The organism is Sphaerisporangium siamense, assembly GCF_014205275.1.
Lineage (GTDB): Bacteria > Actinomycetota > Actinomycetes > Streptosporangiales > Streptosporangiaceae > Sphaerisporangium > Sphaerisporangium siamense.
This window is the reverse complement of the sequence record NZ_JACHND010000001.1, coordinates 6,845,585-6,867,914: the sequence shown is the minus strand read 5'-3', so window position 1 is coordinate 6,867,914 and position 22,330 is coordinate 6,845,585. Positions and strand designations below refer to the sequence as shown.

16 protein-coding genes and 1 pseudogene are annotated in these 22,330 nt (G+C 71.1%); 10 read left to right on the top strand and 7 right to left on the bottom strand.

Annotation, left to right across the window (positions count from 1 at the left end; translation table 11 throughout):
* Nucleotides 1–26 precede the first annotated feature (26 nt).
* Both BJ982_RS31350 and ileS read right to left on the bottom strand, forming a co-directional pair.
* A complete protein-coding gene (locus BJ982_RS31350) occupies nt 27–1,655 on the bottom strand; it encodes an Ig-like domain repeat protein (RefSeq protein WP_184886027.1) in 1,629 nt (542 codons plus the stop codon).
* A gap of 172 nt (nt 1,656–1,827) precedes the next feature.
* Nucleotides 1,828–4,992, bottom strand: coding sequence for an isoleucine--tRNA ligase (ileS, locus tag BJ982_RS31345; protein ID WP_184886026.1), 3,165 nt, complete (start codon nt 4,990–4,992; stop codon nt 1,828–1,830).
* A gap of 335 nt (nt 4,993–5,327) precedes the next feature.
* On the opposite strand from ileS, the gene BJ982_RS31340 reads away from it, so the two are divergent.
* The 4 genes from BJ982_RS31340 to BJ982_RS31325 all read left to right on the top strand — a co-directional run bounded on the left by BJ982_RS31340 (nt 5,328) and on the right by BJ982_RS31325 (nt 7,626).
* On the top strand, nt 5,328–5,597 hold the full coding sequence (locus BJ982_RS31340; protein ID WP_184886024.1) for a DUF167 domain-containing protein: 270 nt from the start codon (nt 5,328–5,330) through the stop codon (nt 5,595–5,597).
* 94 nt (nt 5,598–5,691) lie between these two features.
* The gene (locus BJ982_RS31335; RefSeq protein ID WP_184889588.1) at nt 5,692–6,093 is read left to right on the top strand and encodes a TraR/DksA family transcriptional regulator; all 402 of its coding nucleotides are present in this window, start codon (nt 5,692–5,694) and stop codon (nt 6,091–6,093) included.
* Nucleotides 6,057–6,704, top strand: coding sequence for a signal peptidase II (gene lspA, locus BJ982_RS31330; protein ID WP_307784662.1), 648 nt, complete (start codon nt 6,057–6,059; stop codon nt 6,702–6,704). The genes BJ982_RS31335 and lspA overlap by 37 nt, the downstream gene beginning before the upstream one ends.
* A complete protein-coding gene (locus tag BJ982_RS31325; RefSeq protein ID WP_184886020.1) occupies nt 6,697–7,626 on the top strand; it encodes an RluA family pseudouridine synthase in 930 nt (309 codons plus the stop codon). The genes lspA and BJ982_RS31325 overlap by 8 nt, the downstream gene beginning before the upstream one ends.
* Before the next feature lies 1 nt (nt 7,627).
* Here the strand turns inward: BJ982_RS31325 and BJ982_RS38715 are convergent, their stop codons facing one another.
* The 3 genes from BJ982_RS38715 to BJ982_RS31310 form a co-directional block, all read right to left on the bottom strand.
* Nucleotides 7,628–9,109 (bottom strand): serine/threonine-protein kinase, encoded by a 1,482-nt coding sequence (locus BJ982_RS38715; RefSeq protein ID WP_203959417.1) that lies wholly within the window; start codon nt 9,107–9,109, stop codon nt 7,628–7,630.
* 76 nt (nt 9,110–9,185) lie between these two features.
* On the bottom strand, nt 9,186–10,928 hold the full coding sequence (locus BJ982_RS40705) for a serine/threonine-protein kinase (protein ID WP_184886018.1): 1,743 nt from the start codon (nt 10,926–10,928) through the stop codon (nt 9,186–9,188).
* A gap of 127 nt (nt 10,929–11,055) precedes the next feature.
* Nucleotides 11,056–13,515, bottom strand: a complete 2,460-nt coding sequence (locus BJ982_RS31310) for a serine/threonine-protein kinase (RefSeq protein WP_184886016.1) — start codon at nt 13,513–13,515, stop codon at nt 11,056–11,058.
* 358 nt (nt 13,516–13,873) lie between these two features.
* Between BJ982_RS31310 and BJ982_RS39930 the strand changes: the two are divergent.
* The 3 genes and pseudogenes from BJ982_RS39930 to dnaE all read left to right on the top strand — a co-directional run.
* A pseudogene (locus BJ982_RS39930) lies at nt 13,874–14,287 on the top strand (chorismate mutase); the annotation flags it as partial.
* Between the two features lie 201 nt (nt 14,288–14,488).
* Nucleotides 14,489–14,857, top strand: a complete 369-nt coding sequence (locus BJ982_RS39925; protein ID WP_239123667.1) for a chorismate mutase — start codon at nt 14,489–14,491, stop codon at nt 14,855–14,857.
* An 89-nt stretch (nt 14,858–14,946) separates the two neighbouring features.
* On the top strand, nt 14,947–18,468 hold the full coding sequence (gene dnaE / locus BJ982_RS31300; protein ID WP_184886012.1) for a DNA polymerase III subunit alpha: 3,522 nt from the start codon (nt 14,947–14,949) through the stop codon (nt 18,466–18,468).
* A gap of 171 nt (nt 18,469–18,639) precedes the next feature.
* Here dnaE and BJ982_RS31295 read toward each other — a convergent pair whose 3' ends face one another.
* Both BJ982_RS31295 and BJ982_RS31290 read right to left on the bottom strand, forming a co-directional pair.
* Entirely contained in the window at nt 18,640–18,963 is a 324-nt protein-coding gene (locus BJ982_RS31295; RefSeq protein ID WP_184886010.1) for a hypothetical protein, read from the bottom strand.
* 186 nt (nt 18,964–19,149) lie between these two features.
* A complete protein-coding gene (locus tag BJ982_RS31290; protein ID WP_184886008.1) occupies nt 19,150–19,605 on the bottom strand; it encodes an ATP-binding protein in 456 nt (151 codons plus the stop codon).
* A 617-nt stretch (nt 19,606–20,222) separates the two neighbouring features.
* Here BJ982_RS31290 and BJ982_RS31285 point away from each other — a divergent pair.
* From BJ982_RS31285 to BJ982_RS31275, 3 genes are all read left to right on the top strand, one after another.
* Complete coding sequence (locus BJ982_RS31285; protein WP_184886006.1) at nt 20,223–21,062, top strand: helix-turn-helix domain-containing protein; 840 nt, start codon at nt 20,223–20,225, stop codon at nt 21,060–21,062.
* The gene (locus BJ982_RS31280) at nt 21,044–21,259 is read left to right on the top strand and encodes a DUF397 domain-containing protein (protein WP_184886004.1); all 216 of its coding nucleotides are present in this window, start codon (nt 21,044–21,046) and stop codon (nt 21,257–21,259) included. Before BJ982_RS31285 ends, BJ982_RS31280 begins: the two co-directional genes overlap by 19 nt.
* A 653-nt stretch (nt 21,260–21,912) precedes the next feature.
* The gene (locus BJ982_RS31275) at nt 21,913–22,188 is read left to right on the top strand and encodes an aldo/keto reductase (protein ID WP_239123657.1); all 276 of its coding nucleotides are present in this window, start codon (nt 21,913–21,915) and stop codon (nt 22,186–22,188) included.
* The last annotated feature ends 142 nt before the right edge of the window (nt 22,189–22,330 follow it).

The window sequence follows — 22,330 nt, the reverse complement described above, 5'->3', positions numbered from 1 at the left end:
TCGGAGCCGCTGAGCCGCGCGAGCCGTCACCGTCCCGTGTGATGGCACGGCGGTTTTCGGTGGCTTGCTGAGCAGGATTGGTGTCGCTTGTGTGGGCTTCTGGGATGCTGGTCCCTTTTGTGCAATTTCTGAGGACAGGGCCGGGGTTCCTCCCCTTCGATGGGTTCGGCGCAGGGCGGGGTATCGGGGGCGGGTGGCGTGATCATGAGGATGAAAGGAGGAGTTCGGGAGGCGGTGTGTGAGTCGTCGCCGTTGTAGCGGGCGGTGATCCTGTGCGGGCCTGGCGTAAGGGCTGAGGTGCTGAAGGCGGCCGTGCCGTTGGTCAGGGGGATCACGCCGAGGGTGGCCGTGTAGTCGAAGAAGGTCACGTTTCCCGTGGGGGTGGATGACAGGCGTCCGGCCGCCTTCGCCGGAGCCGGTGTCTCGGTGACGGTGGCCGTGAGGGTGACGAAGGTGCCGGCCGTCACCGGGTCGGGCGAGGCGGTCAGGCTCACCGACGTCTTCACCTTTGGCGGGGCGGGAGTGATCGCCATCCCTCCGTAGACTCTTCCGACATTCAAGATATTGACCAGGCGGTTGAGCTTCGTGTCGACGGCCGCCAGCAGGGGCCAGGACGATGCGCCGATGTAGAGCCGGGAGCCGTCCGGCGTGATCTGCATACGCGGAGGCCAACCGGTAGGGATGATGTCGGCGAGGACCTGGTTGGTAGCCGTGTCGATCACCTGGGTGACGCCGATCCAGGACGCGACGTAGAGCCGGAAACCGTCCGGCGTGATCGCCATGGCCCTGGCCTCCACCGCTGTTCTGATGGTGGACATGACCGTGTCGGTCGCGGTCTCGATGACCGACAGGAGGCCACGCCAAGCCGCGACGTACACACGGGTGCCGTCCGGACTGACCATCGGGGGATTGTCCGAGGGCGCGTCTTTTATCGTGGCGGCGACGGTCTCCGTGGTGGTGTCTATCACCGCCACCGATCCTGAGCAGGCCACATAGGCCTTGTGGCCGTCCGGAGTGATCGCCACGCCTTTGGGGAGATCCCCCAAGGGGATGGTGGCGGCGATCGTGCTGGTGGCGGTGTCTATCACGGATACCGAATTCGCGTTCGTATTGGTCACATAGACGCGGCGGCTGTCAGGGGTGACGGCCACATCGTCGGGGTGGCCGCCTACGGGGACGACGGCGATGACGGTGTTCGTGGATGTGTCGATGACCGTCACGATGTCCGACGCGTTGTGGGCGACGTAGAGCCTGGCCCCGTCCGGGGTGATCGCCATCGAAGACGGAGCCGGGGCGACCGGAATGGGGCGGGTGACGGTATTGGTCGCGGTGTCGATCGCTATCACCATCCCCTTGGAGCCGGCCGCGTAGACGTGGCGGCCGTCGGGCGTGATCACGAGGGATCCGGGATTTTCGACCGGCACGCCGGCGGTGGGCGTATCGGTTTCGGTGTCGATCACGACCACCTCCGACTCGGCCGCCACGTAGAGGAACTGACGTGGTTGCTGATCGGCGGCCGCGGGGGTGGTGGGGGTCGCCATTGTCAGGGCTACGGCGATGGCGGCGGCCGTCCAGCGGCCGCGCGCCGATCGCCGGCGCCGGCCTTTCGGCTGCGTGTGGTCGTCCGGCGTGTGAGGTTTCCGTTCTCGCGACACGCGAGCCTCCCTGGGTCGGTCAGTGATCTTCTTGTACGGCCCGGCGGGGCGGTCGCGGAGAAAGGCGGGGCCCGGTTTGCGGTCTCGTGGGGGATGAGGGCATGAAAAAGGGCCCCGGAGTGGTTCCGGGGCCCTTTCTTTGTGCGGCGCTCACGGGCGCCTTTCTCCGGGGTCAGGACGACGCGCGGGACAGGTGGAAGCTGAGACCGAGGTCGGGGTCGTGGTGGGTGGGGAGGGCGGTGCCGGGGGTGCCCTCGGTCATCGTCGTGGCGAGGACCTCCTCGGCGACCTTGGCGCCGTCCGCGCGCAGCGCCTCGGCCAGCTCGTCCGAGGCCGTCCACCACAGGGTGATGCGGTCGGTGATGGACAGGCCGGTGGACTTGCGGGCGTCCTGGACCAGCCGGATCACCTCGCGGATCAGCCCGGCCCGCAGCAGCTCGGGCGTGACGGCGAGGTCCAGGGCGACGGTCTCGCCGCCGCCCGACCCGGCGGCGCCGGTCTCGACCGCCCAGCCGGCCTTCGGCTGCTCGGTGACGATGACGTCGTCGGCGCCGAGCGTGACCTCTTCCCCGTGCACGGCGAGCGTCGCCGTCCCGCCGCCCCGGATCACGGCCGCCAGCTCGGCCGGGTCGGCCGCGGTCACGGCCGCCGCGACCTCCTTGGTGGCGCTGCCGAACCGCTTGCCGAGGGCGCGGAAGTTGGGCTTGACCGTGAAGGACACCAGGTCGGACGAGTAGGAGGACAGGTCCTCCAGGGTCTGCACGTTCAGCTCCTCGGCGATGAGCTCGCGCAGCGACGCGGGGAGCGACGCCCAGCCGGGGCTGGCGATCAGGGCGCGCCCGAGCGGCTGGCGGGTCCTGACGCCGCTGCCGGCCCGCGCGGACCTGCCCAGCTCGACGAGCCGCCGCACCAGCGCCATCCGCTCCGACAGCGCCGGGTCGAGCAGCTCGCGGTTCACCTCGGGCCAGGTGGCCAGGTGGACGGAGGGGGGCGCGTCCGGCGCGCGCAGCACGTCCCACACGTAGTCGGTCAGGAACGGCACCAGCGGGGCGAGCAGCCGGGTGACGACCTCCAGCGACTCGTACAGGGTGGCGAACGCGGAGGCGTCGCCGGACCAGAAACGGCGGCGGGACCTGCGGACGTACCAGTTGGACAGGTCGTCGAGGAACTCGGTGAGCCGCCGCCCGGCCCGGGTGGTGTCGAAGGACTCCATGGCCTCGGTGACCTCGGCCACCGTGCGGTTCAGCTCGGCCAGCGCCCACCGGTCGATCAGCGGCCGGTCGGCGTACGCCGGGGCGGCGGCGAGGCCGGACGGCGACCAGGACTCCGCGCCGGCGTACAGCGTGAAGAAGGAGGTCGTGTTCCAGTAGGTCAGCAGGACCTTCCTGACGATCTCCTCCAGGGCGGCGTGGCCCACCCGGCGGGGCGCCCACGGCGATCCCGAGGTGGCCATGAACCAGCGCAGCGCGTCGGCGCCGTGCTGGTCCATCAGGGGGATCGGCTCCAGCACGTTGCCGAGGTGCTTGCTCATCTTGCGCCCGTCCTCGGCCAGGATCAGGCCCAGGCACAGCACGTTCTCGTAGGAGGACCGGTCGAACACCAGCGTGCCGACGGCCATCAGCGAGTAGAACCAGCCGCGCGTCTGGTCCAGCGCCTCGCAGATGAACTGGCCGGGGTAGGACTGCTCGAAGGTCTCCTGGTTGACGTGCGGCGCGCCCCACTGCGCGAACGGCATGGACCCCGAGTCGTACCAGGCGTCGATGACGTCGGGCACCCGGCGCGCCTCGGCGCCGCAGTCGGGGCAGGGCAGGACGACGTCGTCGACGAACGGCCGGTGCGGGTCCAGGGCGGACAGGTCGCGCCCGGCGTGCTCGCCGAGCTCCTTCAGGGAGCCGACGCAGGTGACGTGGGACTCGTCGGCGGTGCACACCCACAGCGGCAGCGGCGTGCCCCAGTACCGGGACCGGGACAGCGCCCAGTCGACGTTGTTGCGCAGCCACTCGCCGTACCGGCCCTCCTTGATCGTGGAGGGGAACCAGTTGGTGCGGGCGTTCTCCTCCAGCAGGCGGTCCTTGACGGCGGTGGTGCGGATGTACCAGGACGGGAGCGCGTAGTACAGCAGCGCGGTGTGGCAGCGCCAGCAGTGCGGGTAGGCGTGCTCGAAGTGCGAGCCGCGGAACAGCAGGCCGCGCGCGCGCAGGTCCTCGGTCAGGCGCTCGTCGGCGTCCTTGAAGAACGCGCCGCCGACCTGCGGGACGGTGGGCAGGAAGCGCCCGTCGGGGCCGATCGGGTTGACCACCGGCAGGCCGTACCTCTTGCAGGTGGTCATGTCGTCGGCGCCGAACGCGGGGGCCTGGTGGACCAGGCCGGTGCCGTCCTCGACGGTGACGTAGTCGGCGAGGACGACGTAGTGGGCGCCGGGGATGTCGACCAGGTCGAACGGCCGGGAGTACGGCGTGCGCTCCAGCTCCGTGCCGGGCACGCGCTCGGTGACCGTCCAGCCGTCGCCGAGGGCGGCGTCCACCAGCGGCTCGGCGACGATGACCGGCTTCTCGCCCTCCCGGGAGGCGACGACGTAGGTCACCTCGGGGTGGACGGCGACGGCGGTGTTGGAGACGAGCGTCCACGGCGTGGTGGTCCAGATGAGCAGGTCGGCGCCCTGGAACCGGCCGGAGGTGACCGGCATGCGGACGTACACCGACGGGCTGGTGACGTTCTCGTACCCGCCTGGCTGGCCCAGCTCGTGGTCGGACAGCCCCGTGCCGCACCGCGGGCAGTACGGCGTGATGCGGAAGTCGCGGAACAGCAGCCCCTTGTCCCAGATGACCTTCAGCGACCACCACACGGCCTCGACGTAGGAGGCGTCCATGGTGCGGTAGGCCTGGGACATGTCGACCCAGTAGCCCATGCGCTCGGTCATGGCCTCGAAGGCGTCGACGTGGCGCTCCACCGACTCCCGGCAGCGGGCGTTGAACTCGGCGATGCCGTACGCCTCGATCTCGGGCTTGCCGGACAGGCCGAGCTCGCGCTCGACGGCGACCTCGACGGGCAGGCCGTGGCAGTCCCACCCGGCCTTGCGCGCGACGTGGAACCCGCGCATCGACTTGTAGCGGGGGAAGACGTCCTTGAAGACGCGGGCCTCGACGTGGTGGACGCCGGGCATGCCGTTGGCGGTGGGCGGCCCTTCGAAGAACACCCAGGACGGCCCGCCGGCGTTCTGCTCCAGGGAGCGCTCGAACACCTTGCCGTCACGCCAGCGGTCGAGCACCTCGGCCTCGAAGGCGGGCAGGTCGGCCTGCGGCGGGAGCGGCCGGAAGTACGGTGAGGAAGGTGACATCGTAGGGGTGGACCTCCACGCGAGTGTTTCTCCATGGCGTGGAGGGACGAGGCCGGAGGCCCCGCGGTACCACCCTCCTTGACCTCCTGCGAGAGAATCTCCCGAAAAGAGGCCCACTCTTGTCTGCCGCTGCCGGTTCTACTGAGCCGGGGAGGCGGGCTGGGCCCGGCCTCGGCCGTTCTTCCGGCGGCTCCGGGTGATATTCCCTCCGGCTCTCGCCCCGGGCTCGCACCGTCCCCGGGTCGCTCCTGCGAGGTGGGCTCGGAGGTACTCGTCCCATCAACGCCTTGCAAACTAAAACGATATCCCACCCGGGCGAGAGGACCGACACGTTCATGAGGCTGGCGATCAGAGTACGGCCGGGCTCGGCGCGCGAGGGCGTCGGCGGGGCGTACGGTGACCAGGCCGTCGTGGTGCGGGTGAACGCCCGCGCGGTCGACGGCAGGGCCACCGAGGCGGCCCTGCGCGCGCTGGCCGCGGCCTTCGGAGTCCGCAGGGCGGACGTCCGCCTGGTAAGCGGAGCGACAAGCAGGGATAAGGTCGTGGAGATCCTCGGCAACGACCAGGAATTGACCGAAAGGGCCAGGGCGTTACGGATGGCGTAAACGGTCGGCGCGTCGTTTGTTCTTCCGAAATGGCCGACCTATGCTTCCCGCACTGTTCATCTGGTCCATCGGCGAGGAGACCTTCATGGCGGGCATGACGCGGGCGGCCAAGACCGCCACCGAGACGGGCGGCGACGCCGTCTGGACCACCCAGGAGCTGGCCGAGGTCAAGCACCGCCTCCAAGGGGAGATCGAGGAGCTCAACGCCGAGGTGGCCAAGGCCGAGTCGCAGATCGCCTCGGGCGACATCAGCGACAGCGCCGGGGACGACCAGGCGGACGCCGGCGCCAAGACCTATGAGCGGGAACGCGAGATCGCCCTTACCCTGAATGCGCGCGACCTGATCGCGCAGAACGAGCGGGCGGTCGCCCGCATAGACGCGGGAACCTACGGAGTGTGCGAATCGTGCCACAAGCCGATCGGCAAGGAACGCCTTCAGGCGTTCCCGAGGGCGACGCTGTGCGTGTCGTGCAAGCAGCGGGAGGAGCGCCGCTGAACGCGACGCCGGACGCGACGCCGGACGCCACGGGCCGCCCCCCCGGCGGCCGGGGGCCCGCGCGTGCCCGGCGCCTGGCCTGGCTCGCCGCCGTCGCGGTCGTCGTCTACGCCCTCGACCTGATCAGCAAGACGCTTGTGGTCGCCGAGCTGGAAGGCGAGGAGCCGCTGCGCCTGATCGGCGACCTGCTGCAACTGCGCGTGATCCGCAACTCCGGGGCGGCGTTCAGCATCGGCGCCGGCACGGGCATGACGATCATCTTGACGGTCATCGCCGCGGGTGTGGTGGTCGCGATCCTGCGCACGGCCCGCCGGCTGCGCAGCCTCCCCTGGGCGATCACTCTCGGCCTGCTCCTCGGCGGCGCGCTCGGCAACCTGACCGACCGCGTCTTCCGCTACCCCGCTCCCTTCCAGGGGCACGTCGTCGACTGGATCGAGACGTTCCCCGGCCACTTCCCGGTGTTCAACGTCGCCGACTCCGGCATCGTCTGCGGCGGTATTCTCGCCGTGCTGCTCGCCTGGCGCGGCCACCAGCTCGACGGCACCCGCGCCGGCGACGAGCCGCAGGAGAGCGTGAAGCCCTCGGAGCGGGACGGTGAGGCCGGTGCCTGAGCAGCGAAGCCTCCCGGTGCCCGACGGGCTGGAGGGCGAGCGCCTCGACGCCGCGCTGGCCCGGCTGTTCGGCTTCTCGCGCACCCGCGCCGCCGAGCTGATCGCCGCGGGCGACGTACAGGTCGACGGCGCGCCCGCCGCCAAGTCCGACCGCGTGCACGCCGGCGCGTGGCTCGACGTCGTGATCCCCCCGCCGCCCACCGCGCCCGTGCCCGTGGCCGAGCCGGTGCCCGGCATGCGCGTGCTGTACGAGGACGACGACATCGTGGTGATCGACAAGCCGATCGGCGTGGCCGCGCACCCGACCGTCGGGTGGACCGGCCCGACCGTCCTCGGCGGCCTGCTCGGCGCGGGCCACAAGGTCGCCACCAGCGGCGCCGCCGAGCGTCAGGGCATCGTGCACCGTCTGGACGCCAACACGACCGGCGTCATGGCGGTCGCCAAGAGCGAGGTCGCCTACTCGCGGCTGAAGCGCGCCTTCAAGGAGCGCACGGTCGACAAGCGCTACCACGCGCTGGTGCAGGGGCACCCGGACCCGCTGCGCGGCACCGTGGACGCCCCCATCGACCGGCACCCGGCCGGGGACGGCAGGTTCGCGGTCGTCGCGGGCGGCAAGCCGTCCGTCACCCACTACGACACGATCGAGGCGTTCCGCGCCGCCTCGCTGCTGGACATCAAGCTGGAGACCGGGCGCACCCACCAGATCCGGGTGCACATGGCCGCCACCCGGCACCCCTGCGTGGGGGACCTGGCCTACGGCGCCGATCCGACGCTCGCGGCGCGGTTCGGGGTGACCCGCCAGTGGCTGCACGCCGTGTCGCTGGGCTTCGAGCACCCCGTCGGCGGCGAGTGGGTCTCGTTCACCAGCGAGTACCCCGCCGACCTGGCCCGCGCGCTGGAGATCGCGCGCGAGGAGTCCTGAGTCAGATCTTCGTCACGGGGTCGCCCTGGAGGACGCCGTGGCCCTCGGCTTGGGAGCCGTCGGTCGTCGCGTCGTCGCCGTTGCTGCCGCCCGGGTCGTCCTGGCTCCCTCCGGGGTCGTCGCGGGGGGTGTCGAGGCCGTCGGCCGGGGGCACGGTGTTGTCCTGCCCGTTCTTCTTCGTGTCGCCGTCGGAGTCGCCGGAGCCCGTCGGCTTGGGGGAGGGGCTCGGCCGACCCTTCTTGTCCGGCTTGTCGGTCTTTTCGGGCTTGGGCTTGTCCTCGGTGGGCTGCGGGGAGGAGCGGCGCGGCTGCGAGGACGGCGGGTCGTACCGCGGCGGGGTGGTGCCACCGGAGGAGCGCCTGGTCACCGGCTCCGCCGTGGAGGGCTCCGCGGTGGGCGTGACCGACACCGTCACCCGCACCGTGGGGGACACCGCGGGGGTCTGGGCGGTGTGCTGCGTGCGGGCCAGCACCCACGCCAGCCCGCCCGCCACCAGGCCCACCGACAGGATGAGCGAGGTCAGGCCCGCGACCGCCATGCCGCGCCCTCCGGCGGGCCGCCGCGGCGGCACGGGGGAGGTCCGCGGGGCGGCGGCGGGCGCCGCGACGGGGACGGGACCGCTGTTGTCCGGACGCCGGGGCGCCGGGATCGGCACGGCGGCGGGCGCGGTGGGCTCGGGCTGGAGTCCCTCGGCCACCATGCGCAGGCTCCGCTCGGCCTCGGCCGCCGTGAGCCTCTGCGCCGGGTCCTTGCGCAGCAGCCCGGCGAGCACCGGGGCCAGCGCGCCGGCCCGGCGCATCGGCGCGGGCGGGTCGTGCATGACCGCGCCCAGCGTGGCCAGGGGGTTGCCGCGCTGGAAGGGCGAGCGGCCCTCCACCGCCACGTAGAGGGTGACGCCGAGCGACCACAGGTCCGAGGCGCGCGTCGCCTGCCCGCCCTCCGCGCGCTCCGGCGCCATGAACGCCGGCGTGCCGATGAGCGTGCCGGTCCGCGTCACGGGGGAGTCGTCGTCGAGCATCGCGATGCCGAAGTCCGTCAGCACCGCACGGCCGTCCCGCTTGTCCAGCAGGACGTTGTCGGGCTTGACGTCGCGGTGCAGCACCCCGGCCTTGTGGGCGGCGCGCAGCGCGCCGAGCACCTCAAGGCCGATGCGGGCCACGCGGTCCGGCGGCAGCGGGCCCTGGTCGCGGACCACCGCGCCCAGGGTGTCCGACGGCACGAACTGCATGACGATCCAGGGGTGACCGTTCTCCTCGAAGACGTCGTACACGGTGGCGACGCCCGCGTGGCTCACCCGGCCCGCCGCGCGGGCCTCCCTGAAGGTGCGCGCGGTGAAGATCTCGCGCTCGGGCCCGGTGAGTTCGGGCGGCGCGATCAGTTCCTTGACGGCGATCTGGCGGCCGAGGATCTCGTCTCGGGCCAGCCAGACGGTGCCCATACCGCCGCGGCCGATGTGCTCCAGCAGACGGTACCTGCCTGCCACGACTCTGTCTGTGACCTGGGAGGATTCCGGCATACAACCCGAGCTACCCGAAATGGCAAGGGGCATTCCCGCAAAATCAGGAAGGTCGGAAACTAGCCGCAAACGTGTCAAAATAGGCAGACTCCGCTGCCCATCGCTTCTCGGCCGTGTGCAGGTACACCGCGACCTGGCGGCCGTCGGCGTCGTAGAAGGCGAGGTCCCGGACGTGCGCCACGCCCGCGTCCATCCGCCAGGTGAACTCCCACTCGGCCGCCTCCCGGCCCTTCTGGGTGAGCGCGCGCAGCGACAGCAGCCGGTAGCCGGGCAGCCTCTCCTGGCCCAGAGCCTGCCGCTCGACCGTCCGCAGCGCCGTCAGCGGGTCCCTCTCGCCCCAGCGGGTCAGATCGACCAGAAGATAGGTCTGCGAACCCTTCGGGCGGAACCACACGCGGGTGGCCTCACGGTCCACCGGACGCCAGCCCTTGGGCAGCGCGATGCGGAACCCCAGCGGGTCGGCATGGGTGCGCCAGCCGTCCGGCAGGCCGGTCGCCGCGGGCGACGGGGCCGGGGTGACGGGCGGATCCGTGGGCTTCGGGGTCGCGGAGGCCGTCGGCGACGGGTCCCCCGCGGTAGGGGAGGGGATGGAGGCAGAGGCGGTCCCGCGGTCGTCCTCGGAGACCGTGACGGTCACCCGCCCGTCGGTCAGCACGCCGTAGCCGTACCACCCGGCCGCGCCGAGCGCCACCAGCAGCGGCACGCCCACCAGCACCAGCACTCCCGGCCGCACCCGCCTGCGCGCCCCCGGCGAACCGGTGCCGGGGCCGTGCGGGCCATAGGGAGCGTGAGAACCCTGCGGGCCATAGGGGCCGTGGGACCCTTGCGGGCCATAGGGAGCCTGGGAACCCTGCGGGCCGTAGGGCCCGGGGGACCCTTGCGGGCCGGGCGCCGCCCACGGGATCGCGGCCTCCGAGGTCGCCGCCGTCGAGCGCCACGAACCCTCGGCCGGGCCCCTCGCGGCGGGATCGCCTGCGGCCACCCTGCCCAGCACCTCCGCGGCCCAGGCGGCGGGCGCGCGCAGGGCGGGGTCCTTGCGCAGCAGCCCCTCCAGCACCGGGACCAGCGGCCCGGCGCGCCGCGGCGGGTCGGGCTCGTCGTTCAGCACCGCCGCCATCGTCGGCACGGGCGCGCCCCGGTCGAACGGCGGACGCCCCTCCACCGCCGCGTACAGCGTCGCCCCGAGGGACCACAGGTCGGACTCCGGGATCGCGGGCAGGCCCTGCAGCCGCTCCGGCGGCAGGAACGCCGGCGTGCCCGACAGGCTTCCGGTCGTGGTCAGCGCCGTCTCCTGCGGCATCGTGGCGATGCCGAAGTCGGTCAGGACGACCCGGCCGGCCTCGGTGATCAGCACGTTCTCCGGCTTGACGTCGCGGTGCAGCACCCCGGCGGCGTGCGCGGCCCGCAGCGCGTCGAGCACCTGGGCGCCGATCTCGGCCACCCGGCGCGGGGACAGGGCCCCCTCCTCGCGCAGCACCTGGCCGAGCGACCGCGACCGCACGAGCTGCATGACGATCCAGGGACGGCCGTCCTCCTCGATGACGTCGTGCACGACGATCACCGAGGGGTGGTCCAGCCGCCCGGCCGCCCGCGCCTCGCGGACGGTCCGCAGGTTGAACGCCGCGCGGTCCTGCTCGCTCGTCGCGTGGTGCAGGACCTCCTTCACCGCGACGGTGCGGTCCAGCAGCTCGTCGTGGGCGCGCCAGACCACGCCCATGCCGCCGCGGCCGATCTCCTCCAGCAGGCGGTACCTGCCGGCGATCCGGCGCTGCGTCTCCGACGTCACCGCACCCCTCCCGTCGCCCGCCACTGATCGTCCCATATCCCGACACCGCCGGGCACGGGACCGGCGCCCGCGACCCGACGGAGTAGACGCGGTTCGCGGTCCCCCGGGCCGCCCGGCGGCGCGCCCGCTACTTGGCGGGCTTGAAGGTCGCGGCGAGCTTCTCGAAGAGCTTTTTCTTCTTCTTCCAGTCCTTGTCCTGGGTCTTGTAGAGCAGCGCGTAGCCGTTGTTCTTGTCGGTGACGAAGCCGCGGTCGATCACGCGCGACCGGAACCGGCTGTCGCCGAAGGTGAACTCCCAGTCGGCCGCGGTCTTCCAGAACCCCTTGACCTCACGGATCGCGATCAGCTTGTAGCCCGGGAAGTTGCCGCTCATGCCCGGCACGTCCCGCCGCCAGGTCTTCAACGCGTCCGACTCGGGGTTGGAGGTGTGGTGGACCTCCAGGTAGGTGTGCGAGTCCCCGCGGAACCGGATCTCGCCGTTGCCGCTGCCGTCCACGCGCCAGCCCTTGGGCAGCGCGAGGGAGAACCCGCCGTGCTTGTGCTTGCGCCAGCCCTCCGGGACGTCCCCCGGACCGATCTCGTCCGGCTTGGGGGTGGACGACGGCTTGGGCTTCTCGCTCGGGGTCGGGGACGGCGGCGGCGAGGAACTCTGCGAGGGCGAGGCGCCCGCGGAGGAGTTCGTGGCCGGGGGCGCGGCGTTCTTGCCGGACGCCGACGGGTCGGGGGTGTCGGAGGCGTCGCGCAGGCCGAGCCACAGGGCGACGCCCGCGACGATCAGCACGACCGGGAGGGTGACCAGGACGATGCGCGCCACCGGCAGCGGCCGCCTCGGCGGGCCGTCGTCCCCGTCCTCGCGCGCGGGGCCGGTCTGCCAGAAACCCGAGAACGCCGACGACTCCCCGGCCCGGACGGCCGTGGCCCGGTCGGTGCCCGGCGCCGGTGCCACGCCCGGTCCCGGGGCCACGACCTCCTCGGCCGCGGCCCTGTCGGGGCCGGCGTCCCCGTACGGCCGCCTGCGCGTCTCGGGGCGGGTCTCGGCCTCGGGCCGTCCGCCGGGCCGGGGCACGCGCGTCGGCCGCAGGGCCTCCCGTGACTCCGGGCCGTACGGGGCCGGGCCGGCGCTCCGGCCGGGCGCATCGGGCGTGACCGGCTGGACGGGCGCGGCGACCGCCCCGGTGACCGGCGGCGCCTTGGGGCGCTCGGAGCCCTGGGACGGCGGGGCCTCCTCGGCGTCCTTCGGCGCGGACGGCCCGGCGGACTTACCCGCGGCGGGCTTGGCGGGCTTCGCCGGCTTGGCGGAGGACTTCGACGGGGCGGGCCGCGGGGCCTGCTCGCCTTCGGAGCCCGGGGACGGCGCGCCGCCGTCACCCTCGCCGCCGCGGACGCCCTTTCCGTCCGCCGCCTCCGCCCCGGAGGAGGGGAAAACCCCGGCGGGCGCCGGCTTCCGTGCGGCCTCGGGGGCGGCCTCGGCGGGGGAGCCGACGGACGCCGGACGCTCGGCCTCGGCGGGCTCGGCGCGTCCTGAGGACGGCGGGGGCCCGGCGGGGGGCGTCGCGGGCGCGGACTTCGGCGCGGACTTTCCGGGCCGGCCGGGCGCCTGGCGGAGCGCCCGCACGCGGTCCAGCGCCCCGTCCTGCTCCCCGGCGGGCGCGGCGTCGTCCCCCGCGTCGTCCTGGTGGGGGAGCGGCGGCGAAGGAAGGTCCTGACGAGGACGCCGGCGCGGCGGGCTGGTCTCGGGCACGGGACGCGGCGTGGCGGGCAGCGTCTGCATGCTCGACGTCGGCGCGGCGGAACGGTCCTCGGCGATGGCGCGCAGCAGGCGCTCGGCCTGGTCGGCCGTGAGGCGGCGCGCGGGGTTCTTCTCCAGCAGGCCGAGCAGCACGGGGCCGAGCCGCCCGGCGCGCGGCGCGGGCTCGGGCTCGTCGGTCAGCACGGCGTGCATGGTCGCCATCGCCATGCCCTTGTCGTGCGGCGGGCGGCCCTCGACGGCGGCGTACAGCGTGGCGCCGAGCGACCACAGGTCCGACTCGCGCTGGGCCGGGGATCCGCGCAGCCGCTCGGGCGCGATGAAGGCGGGCGTGCCGACGAGCCCGGTGCGGGTCATCGTCGTGTCGGTCTCCATGCGGGCGATGCCGAAGTCGGTCAGCACCACGCGGCCGTCATCGGTGAGCAGGACGTTCTCGGGCTTGACGTCGCGGTGCAGCACCCCGGCGGCGTGCGCGGTGCGCAGCGCCTCCATGACCTGCAGCCCGATCTCGGCCACCATGCGGACCGGCAGCGGCCCATCCTCGCGCAGCACCTGGCCGAGCGAGCGGCTCTCGATGAGCTGCATGACGATCCAGGGACGTCCGCCCTCCTCGATGACGTCGTGCACCACGACGACGTTCGGGTGGCTGAGACGGCCGGCGGCGCGGGCCTCGCGCAAGGTGCGGCGGTTGAGCTCGGCCACCTCGTCGTCGTCCGGGTCTCCGGGGTAGCGGACCTCTTTCACCGCCACGGCCCGGTCCAGAAGCTCGTCGTGGGCGCGCCAGACGACGCCCATGCCACCCCGGCCGATCTGCTCCTCAAGCTGGTAGCGTCCGGCCACGCGGCGTCCCTGGCGCCGCCCACCCGGCCGTGCTTCCGACATCACTCGCCGCTACCCCCTTTCAGGCGAGTGAATCGTCCCATAGCGGTGCGCACGTGCAAACGCGGCTCCGGCGGAAGAGTCCGGTATGTGAGAAAGAGTGTCCACCTGGTGGCGGGGGGCTGCTAACCTCGGTGCCGTGACTAGCAGTTTCATGTTTACCAGGCCGGTTCCGGGAGGGGCCGGTCGCGGTGGCATGATCTAGCGACCATTTCCGGAGCCGGCACAGGGCGGAGACGATGGCGTCTCTGCCTTTCGTCGTTTCAGACCCCGCCGGCTCGCGGTCAGCGCGCGGCCGGCGTCCAGCGAGGGAGCCGACATGTCATCGACCGGGCAGCCGGGCAGGCGCGTGGTACGCATCGGAAGCCTCACCGTGGGGGACGGTCCCGCGGTGGTGTTCGGGGGAGCTCAGGGGAGGGGTCCCCACGCCGACGGGCTGCGGCTGAGCCTCGCGCGCGTCACTGCGGGCGACCGTCCGGCCGTGCTGGCCAAGGCCCGTGCCTCGTGGGACGGCCCGCTGCTCGCCGAGCCCGCGGGGCCCGGCGATCTCCCGGCCGTGGCCGAGCACGCCGACGCCGTGGTGATCGGGGCGGAGTGGACGGAGGACGCCGCGCTGCTGAGGGCCGCCGCGGGCCTGCGACTTCCCGTGATCGTGCGCCGTGCACCGGGGGCCTCGCTCGCCGCGTGGCTGGAGGCGGCCGGCCGCTGCGCGGAGGCCGGGGCGCCGGGCGTGGTGCTGTGCGAGGACACCGGCCAGGGGGTGGACCTCGGGCTCGCGCGGGCGGCGCGCGAGCGCGGCGAGCTGCCGGTCCTGGCGGCGGCCGGGGACGGCGCGGGGCTCGCCGCCGCGGCGGTCGCGGCCGGAGTGGACGGCATCTGGCTGGCCGAGGACGCCCCCGCCGGCCAGGTCGCCGCGGCCCGCGAGGCCGTCACCGTGGTCGGCGCGCTCCTGCGGGACGAGCGTCCCGCCACCGTCGCGGCGGCCCGGGACGCGATCGACAGGACGGACGCCGCGCTGGCGGTGATCCTGGAGCGGCGGGCCGCGCTGGCGGGCGTCGTCCAGCGCCTCAAGCCGGTGGGGGGGTTCGCCGGGCGCGACCCCGAGCGCGAGCGCCGGATCGTCGCCGCGATGGCCCGCCGCGCGCCGCGCCTGGGCGAGCGGCGGCTCGCGCCGATCATGAAAGCGGTGATCGAAAGCGGCCTTCACCTCGCCGAGGAGCTCAGAGGGTCGCCGGGGGACAATGGCGGGGAACCCGCGCCCGGCCCGGAGACGCCGGCCGCGGCCCGGCGGCATCACGATTGAGACTGCTGCGGCCCGTGTGCTCCGGGAGGCCGCCGCGACGGCGTAGGCTCTGATCCGCCGCACCGGATCGAGGGGAGAGGGACGGCCGCATGGCTGATTCGTTTGTGCATCTGCACGTTCACACCGAGTACTCCATGCTGGACGGAGCGGCCCGGCTGAAGCAGATGTTCAAACAGGTCGGCGATCTCGGCATGCCCGCCATCGCGATCACCGACCACGGCAACATGCACGGCGCCTACGACTTCTACAAGCAGGCGACGGCCGCCGACATCAAGCCCATCATCGGCATCGAGGCGTACGTCGCGCCCGAGTCGCGGCTCAACAAGAAGCCCGTCCTGTGGGGCGAGCCGCACCAGAAGAGCGACGACGTCTCGGCCGGTGGCTACTACACCCACATGACCATCTGGGCGCGCAACGCCACCGGCCTCGGCAACCTGATGAAGCTCTCCTCGCGCGCCTACACCGAGGGCTTCGTGCGCAAGTGGGCCCGCATGGACGCCGAGCTGCTCGCCGAGCACTCCGACGGCCTCATGGCCACCACCGGCTGCCCCTCCGGCGAGGTCCAGACCCGGCTGCGCCTCGGCCAGTACGACCAGGCCCTCGCCGCCGCCGCCCGCTACCAGGAGCTCTTCGGCAAGGAGAACTACTTCCTGGAGGTCATGGACCACGGCCTCGACATCGAGCGCCGCGTCCGCGACGGCCTCACCCGCATCTCCAAGGAACTCGCCATTCCTCCGCTGGTGACCAACGACTCGCACTACACCTACGAGTCCGACTCCACCTCCCACGACGCCCTCCTGTGCATCCAGACCGGCAAGCAGCTCTCCGACCCCGACCGCTTCCGCTTCGACGGCAGCGGCTACTACGTCAAGACCGCCGACGAGATGCGCGCGGTCGACTCCTCCGACCTGTGGGCCGAGGGCTGCCGCAACACGCTGCTCGTCGCCGAGCGCGTGGACCCCGCGGGCATGTTCGGTTTCAAGAACCTCATGCCCACCTTCCCGGTGCCCGAGGGCCACACCGAGGAGAGCTGGTTCCGTGAAGAGATCGCCCGCGGCATGGCCCGCCGCTTCCCCGAGGGCATCGACGAGGTCCACCAGCGCCAGATCGAGTACGAGATGGACGTCATCCTCCAGATGGGGTTCCCCTCGTACTTCCTCGTCGTCGCCGACTTCATCATGTGGGCCAAGAACAACGGCATCCGGGTCGGTCCGGGCCGAGGCTCGGCGGCGGGATCGCTGGCGGCGTACGCGCTCGGCATCACCGACCTCGACCCCCTCCCGCACGGCCTGATCTTCGAGCGGTTCCTCAACCCCGACCGCGTCTCCATGCCCGACGTCGACATCGACTTCGACGAACGTCGCCGGGCCGACGTCATCCGCTACGTCACCGAGAAGTACGGCGCCGACAAGGTCGCGATGATCGCCACCTTCGGCACCATCAAGGCGAAAGCCGCCATCAAGGACGCCGCCCGCGTCCTCGGCTACCCCTACGCGCTCGGCGACAAGGTGTCCAAGGCGTTCCCGCCCGCCGTGATGGGCAAGGACATCCCGCTGTCGGGCATCTTCGACAACGACCACCCCCGGTACAACGAGGCCGGCGAGCTGCGCAAGCTCTACGAGGAGGACGTCGACGTCAAGGCGGCCGTCGACCTCGGCAGGGGTCTTGAGGGCCTGATCCGGCAGACCGGCGTGCACGCCGCCGGCGTCATCATGTCGGCCGAGGTCCTCACCGACTACATCCCGATCATGCGCCGCGACTCCGACGGCGCGATCATCACGCAGTTCGACTACCCGACCTGCGAGACGCTCGGCCTGCTGAAGATGGACTTCCTGGGCCTGCGCAACCTCACGATCATCGACGACTGCCTGAAGATGATCGAAGGCAACACCGGCAGCATGATCGACCTGCTCAAGCTGCCGCTGGACGATCCGAAGACCTACGAGCTGCTCGGCCGGGGCGACACGCTCGGAGTGTTCCAGCTCGATGGCGGCGGCATGCGCTCGCTGCTGCGCCTCATGAAGCCCGACAACTTCGAGGACATCTCCGCCGTCGGCGCCCTCTACCGTCCCGGCCCCATGGGCGCCAACTCCCACACCAACTACGCGCTGCGCAAGAACGGCCAGCAGGAGATCACCCCGATCCACGAGGAGTTCCGCGAGTCGCTGGCCGAGATCCTCGGCACCACCTACGGCCTGATCGTGTACCAGGAGCAGGTCATGGCCATCGCGCAGAAGGTCGCCGGGTTCTCGCTCGGCAAGGCGGACCTGCTGCGCCGCGCGATGGGCAAGAAGAAGAAAGCCGAGCTGGACAAGCAGTTCGAGTCCTTCGAGCAGGGCATGAAGGACAACGGCTACTCGGCCGCGGCGATCAAGACGCTCTGGGACATCCTCCTCCCGTTCTCCGACTACGCCTTCAACAAGGCCCACAGCGCGGCCTACGGCCTCGTCTCGTACTGGACGGCGTACCTCAAGGCCAACTACCCGGCCGAGTACATGGCCGCCCTGCTCACCTCCGTCAAGGACGACAAGGACAAGTCGGCCCTCTACCTCAACGAGTGCCGCCGCATGGGCATCAAGGTGCTCCCCCCGGACGTCAACGACTCCGACTTCGACTTCACCCCGCGCGGCAGCGACATCCGCTTCGGCCTGTCGGCGATCCGCAACGTCGGCGGCAACGTCGTGGACGGCATCATCACCGCGCGCAAGCAGAAGAGCCGCTTCAGCGACTTCAAGGACTTCCTGCGCAAGGTGCCCGCCCTGGTCTGCAACAAGCGCGTCATCGAGTCCCTGATCAAGGCCGGCGCCTTCGACTCCCTCGGCCACCAGCGCAAGGGCCTGGTCATGGTGCACGAGCAGGCCGTCGACGCCATCATCGACATCAAGAAGAACGAGGCCATCGGGCAGGACTCCCTGTTCGGCGCCATCGACGGCGCCGAGGACCAGACCTTCGACGTGCAGATCCCGCCCGGCGAGTGGGACAAGTCCACGCTGCTGGTGTTCGAGCGCGAGATGCTCGGCCTGTACGTCTCCGACCACCCGCTGTTCGGCGTGGAGCACATCCTGTCCGCCGGAGCCGACTGCTCCATCGCCGCCCTGCAGGACGACCAGCGTCCGGACGGCCAGGTCGTCACGGTCGGCGGCATTCTTACGGGCCTGCAGCGCAAGGTCACCAAGAAGGGCGACACCTGGGTGCTCACCACCCTGGAGGACCTCGAAGGCGCCATCGAGGTGATGATCTTCCCTTCGGCCTACCAGCTCTGCTCCACCGTCCTCGCCGAGGACGCCATCGTCTTCGTCAAGGGCCGCCTCGACAAGCGCGAGGACGTCGCCAAGGTCGTCGCCATGGAGGTCACCGCCCCCGACCTCACCCAGGAGGCCGGCGGCCCCCTGGTGGTCAGCCTCGCCCTCACCCGCTGCACCCCCCCGGTGATCGGCCGCCTCAAGGAGGTCCTCACCACCCACCGCGGCACCACCGAGGTCCACCTCCAGCTCCACAACGGCCCCAAGACCACGATCATGCGCCTGGACGACCGCCTCCGCGTGGCCCCCTCCCCCTCCCTGATGGGCGACCTGAAACAACTCCTGGGCCCCACCTGCCTGGGCGCCTGACCCCACGACCACGCGCAACCGAGCCGCAGGACACAGAGAACCGCTCAGACCGTCCGCCACGGGGTCGGTCATCGTACGTCGGGTCACTGCGCCCTGCGGCGAGCCGGCAGAGAGGATGCCGGCCAGGTAGGGAAGGGCTACCTGGCCCAGGCTTCGCGGATCTGCCGGCCGTCAGGCGACGGGGCGCGTGTCCATGCCGTAGTTGAGGCGCATGATGTAGTACGGACCGCAGCTGGTCTCGGACCACGCGCCGGAGTTGGTGCGGACCCAGATTCCGTCACGGCGGCCGTTCTCACATTGCACCCACGCGCGGAACTCGTAGGCCGGGCCGTCGGTGTCGCACTTGGCGGCGAACCCGTTCGTGCCGCCCCAGGGGGTTGGCGTGCCGAAGTTGTACTGGCAGCCCGCGGCGGCGTTCGCCGACGTCGCGGGCATGGTGAGCAGGGCGCCGGTGACGACGGCGCCCATGGCTACTGCGATGACTGCTTTCCTCATGCCTTGTGCCTCCCGAACGGGATCGACGGTGATCGCACTCATGGTCGAGATCCACGGAAGGCGCGCATACTTGCCGCAGGGATACATGGGTCTTACCCGAAGCCAGGGATCGGCACCACCGAGAATGGGAGACCTCGGCATCGATGACGTGGTGATCGATGACCCGATGAGGCTCGACGGCCGCGTTCATCGCTCCGTGGCGTCGTCGCCGTTCGAGTCCGGGCTTCCCGTCCGCTGAGGGCTCGCCATCTCGAACCAGACCGTGCGGCCCGCGGCGGACTGTGTCCAGCCCCAGGCCGAGGAAAGTTCCCGGACGAGCCACAGGCCGCGTCCGCTTTCCTGGAGAGGGTCCACCTGTGCCGGGATCGGCGGAATGGGCATGGCCGAGCCCTCGTCGGTTACTTCGACCCGCACGTTTCTGTCTTCTGCTGACACGCGTAGTTTGATCGTTCCGCTGGTGCGGCGGCCGGAGTTGGAGTGATTCACCGCGTTGGCGACGAGCTCGCCGGCCAGTAGTTCGACGTCGTCGGTGTCGCGATGCCCTGCGGCCATGAGAAGCCCCCGTACATAGGCGCGGGCCAGTGTGACCGAGCTGGTCCTTCCGAGGAGTTCCACGAAACCGAGGAAGGTCGTCGTTCTCATTGCGCGAGCCCCCAGATACGGTCGGCCGCCTCGTCCGCGGGCGCCGTGACCTTCTGGGCCCGGCCTCGACCCCAGGTGTAGGTCCAGGCTCCCTTTCGGGTGAAAGCCATGATTCTCATGGTGCCGTCGGGACGGGGGACGAGCAGCACCGGTTCTGACCTGAGCGGAAGTTCCACCACCGTGCGCAGCCCTCTCGTGTTCAGACTCCAGGCCAGGCGGGCGAGCTGAAAGTACTGCTCCTCCCGCACCGCCCGAGGGCTTCGTGAACTGATGGCCAGGTGGTGCGCATTCCCGCCGAATCGGCGAGGGGAAGGGTATAGGTGTTTCATTGCGGCTCCATTCCGCGCTGGTGCGGCCGGTCGGCGCCCGAATTGCGACTTTGTATGTGGTTGATACCTCTCGTCTTGTCGACGGGCGCCGGATTCGGTCACCGGGCTTTGGAATCGCGTCGCGATGTCGGGTGATGTGTGTTTACACTGCCGGGTGAAGCGACGCTTTGCCGACTGATTACCAGGCCGCTGGACGTCAAAGGATGTCAGGGCCGCGGACTATCGAGGACTGCAACAGCCATATAGACCAGCACGTGGAATATCGCGACTGCCGAGGGCGGGGGAAGCATGAAAGATGAGCCGGTGTGCGACCCGGGGTCTCCGATATGGCGATTCGGAGCCGAGTTGCGTCGCCTGCGCGAGGAGGCCGGGCTGTCGCAGGAGGCGATGGCGGCGCGACTGCAGATCACGCAGACGCACGTGTCCCGTCTGGAACTGGGGAAGCGCATGCCGCAACAGTGTCAGGCGGAGACGTTGGACCGCCTGTTCGGCCTGACGGACGAGAAGTACTTCGTGGGACTTCGTCAGCGCATAACCGCGCGCCCTAGCGGACCCGGCTGGTATATGCGCTGGGTGGAAGAGGTGGAGCCGGAGGCGCTGATCCTCCGGAGCTGGGACCCTCTGCTCATCCCCGGACTGCTGCAGACCGAGGCGTACGCCCGCTCCATCTTCTTAGGGACCCCAGATACGGTCCCGCGCGACGTTGAGGGCCAGGTCGGCGCTCGTATGCGTCGGAAAGACATCCTGGAGCGCGAAAAGCCGCCGGCCATCTGGGCGCTGATAGACGAATGGGTTCTACGGCGTCCTATGGGTGGGGAGGCGGTCCTGTGTGAGCAACTGGATTACCTGATCGAGGTGTCAGGACGGCATAACGTCAACATTCAGCTCGTTCCAGGGGACGCCTGTTGTCCAGCGGGCCTGTCGTCCGGTTTTGTGATCGCGCAACTTGGCGATGGAGCCGTGGTCGTTTCCGTCGAGTCGGCGGGCAGGGGGGAGGTAAGTGTGGACCGCGAGCTAGTGGCCCACATATGGGGCGCATATGACAGAATTCGTGCCGAAGCATACACGGCAGCCATCTCGCTCAAGATGATGAAGGACGCAAGGGACCGATGGAACCAAAGGACCTGAACCCGGATTTGGCCAAGGCCGTATGGCGTAAGCCGCGCCGTTCGGGGGTGGAAGGCGGGAACTGCGTCGAGACGACGCGTAACTTGCCAGGCGTGGTGGCGGTTCGGGACAGCAAGGTGCCCGACGGGCCTGTTCTGGTCTTCGGCGCCGAGTCGTGGAGCCGGTTCGTTGCTGGTGTGAAAGGCGCCGGTATGTGATTCCACGGGGTTCCGGACGGGGCGATGGCGGAGATCACGATTGCGGGCACACTGATGGGATGCGCATTCGATGGGCGGTGAACCGCGGCAGGTCCACATCGGTGTCGGTGCGCCGTGCCCGGGCCAGAGCCCGGCTCCTCGGGTATGACGAGCGGCTGCCCGGTGTGACCGGATGCGCCCGCACGTTATCGCGCATGTTCGACTCCGCGTACTTCTGGGTGCGCTCAGCAGATCTTGATGTCCTCACCTCCGCATGTCTTCTGTCCGGTGCCTGCTGCCGGTGTACGTCTGGGTGGGATTACGGTGAGTCACCACGCGGAACGGGCACGGGTGGGCTCGGCGTTACCAGATCAGCCTGAAGATCGGTATCAGCGCGTGGTCGATCCATCTGGTCACACGGCCGTGCATGCTCTGGATCTTGAATGGTCGGGTGAAGATGTTCGGTGGCTGAGGTGTGTTGAGCCCACCCGTGCGGCGCCGCCGTGGCCGGGCGCCGCGATCCCACCCAGAAGTACGCGCCAAGTCGCATGACACACCGGGAAGCCGGCACCTCGGCCCCGATAGCCCGGCCCCGATAGCCCGGCCCCGATAGCCCGGCCCCGATAGCCCGGCCCGCGAAGCAGCTCGCCGAGGCCCAAGGCATCGCCCCGGTGATGTGCGTGCAGAACCGCTACGGCATCGAGGTCCGGCCTGCCGGCTCCGAGGAGGTGCTGCGGGTCTGCGGCGAGCAGGGCATCGCGTTCGTGCCGTTCTTCGCCATCGCCGGTGAAGGGCGCGAGCAGGGCGCTTGCGCCACCCACGACGATGCCGTCACCGAGATCGCCCGTGCGCACGGCGCCTCGCCGGCGCAGGTGCGCCTGGCGTGGACCCTCCAGCGGGGCCCGCACGTCCTGGCGATCCCCGGCACCGGCGACCCCCGCCCACCTTGAGGAGAACGTCGCCGCCGCCGCCCTCCGCCTCTCCGCGGCCGACCTCACCCGCCTGAACTCTCTCCCCTCCGGCGACCCCCAACGTCTCCAGCGGCCATGAGGAGCGGGTAGGACGTGACGCCCACGTGCGGTCGGTGGACGC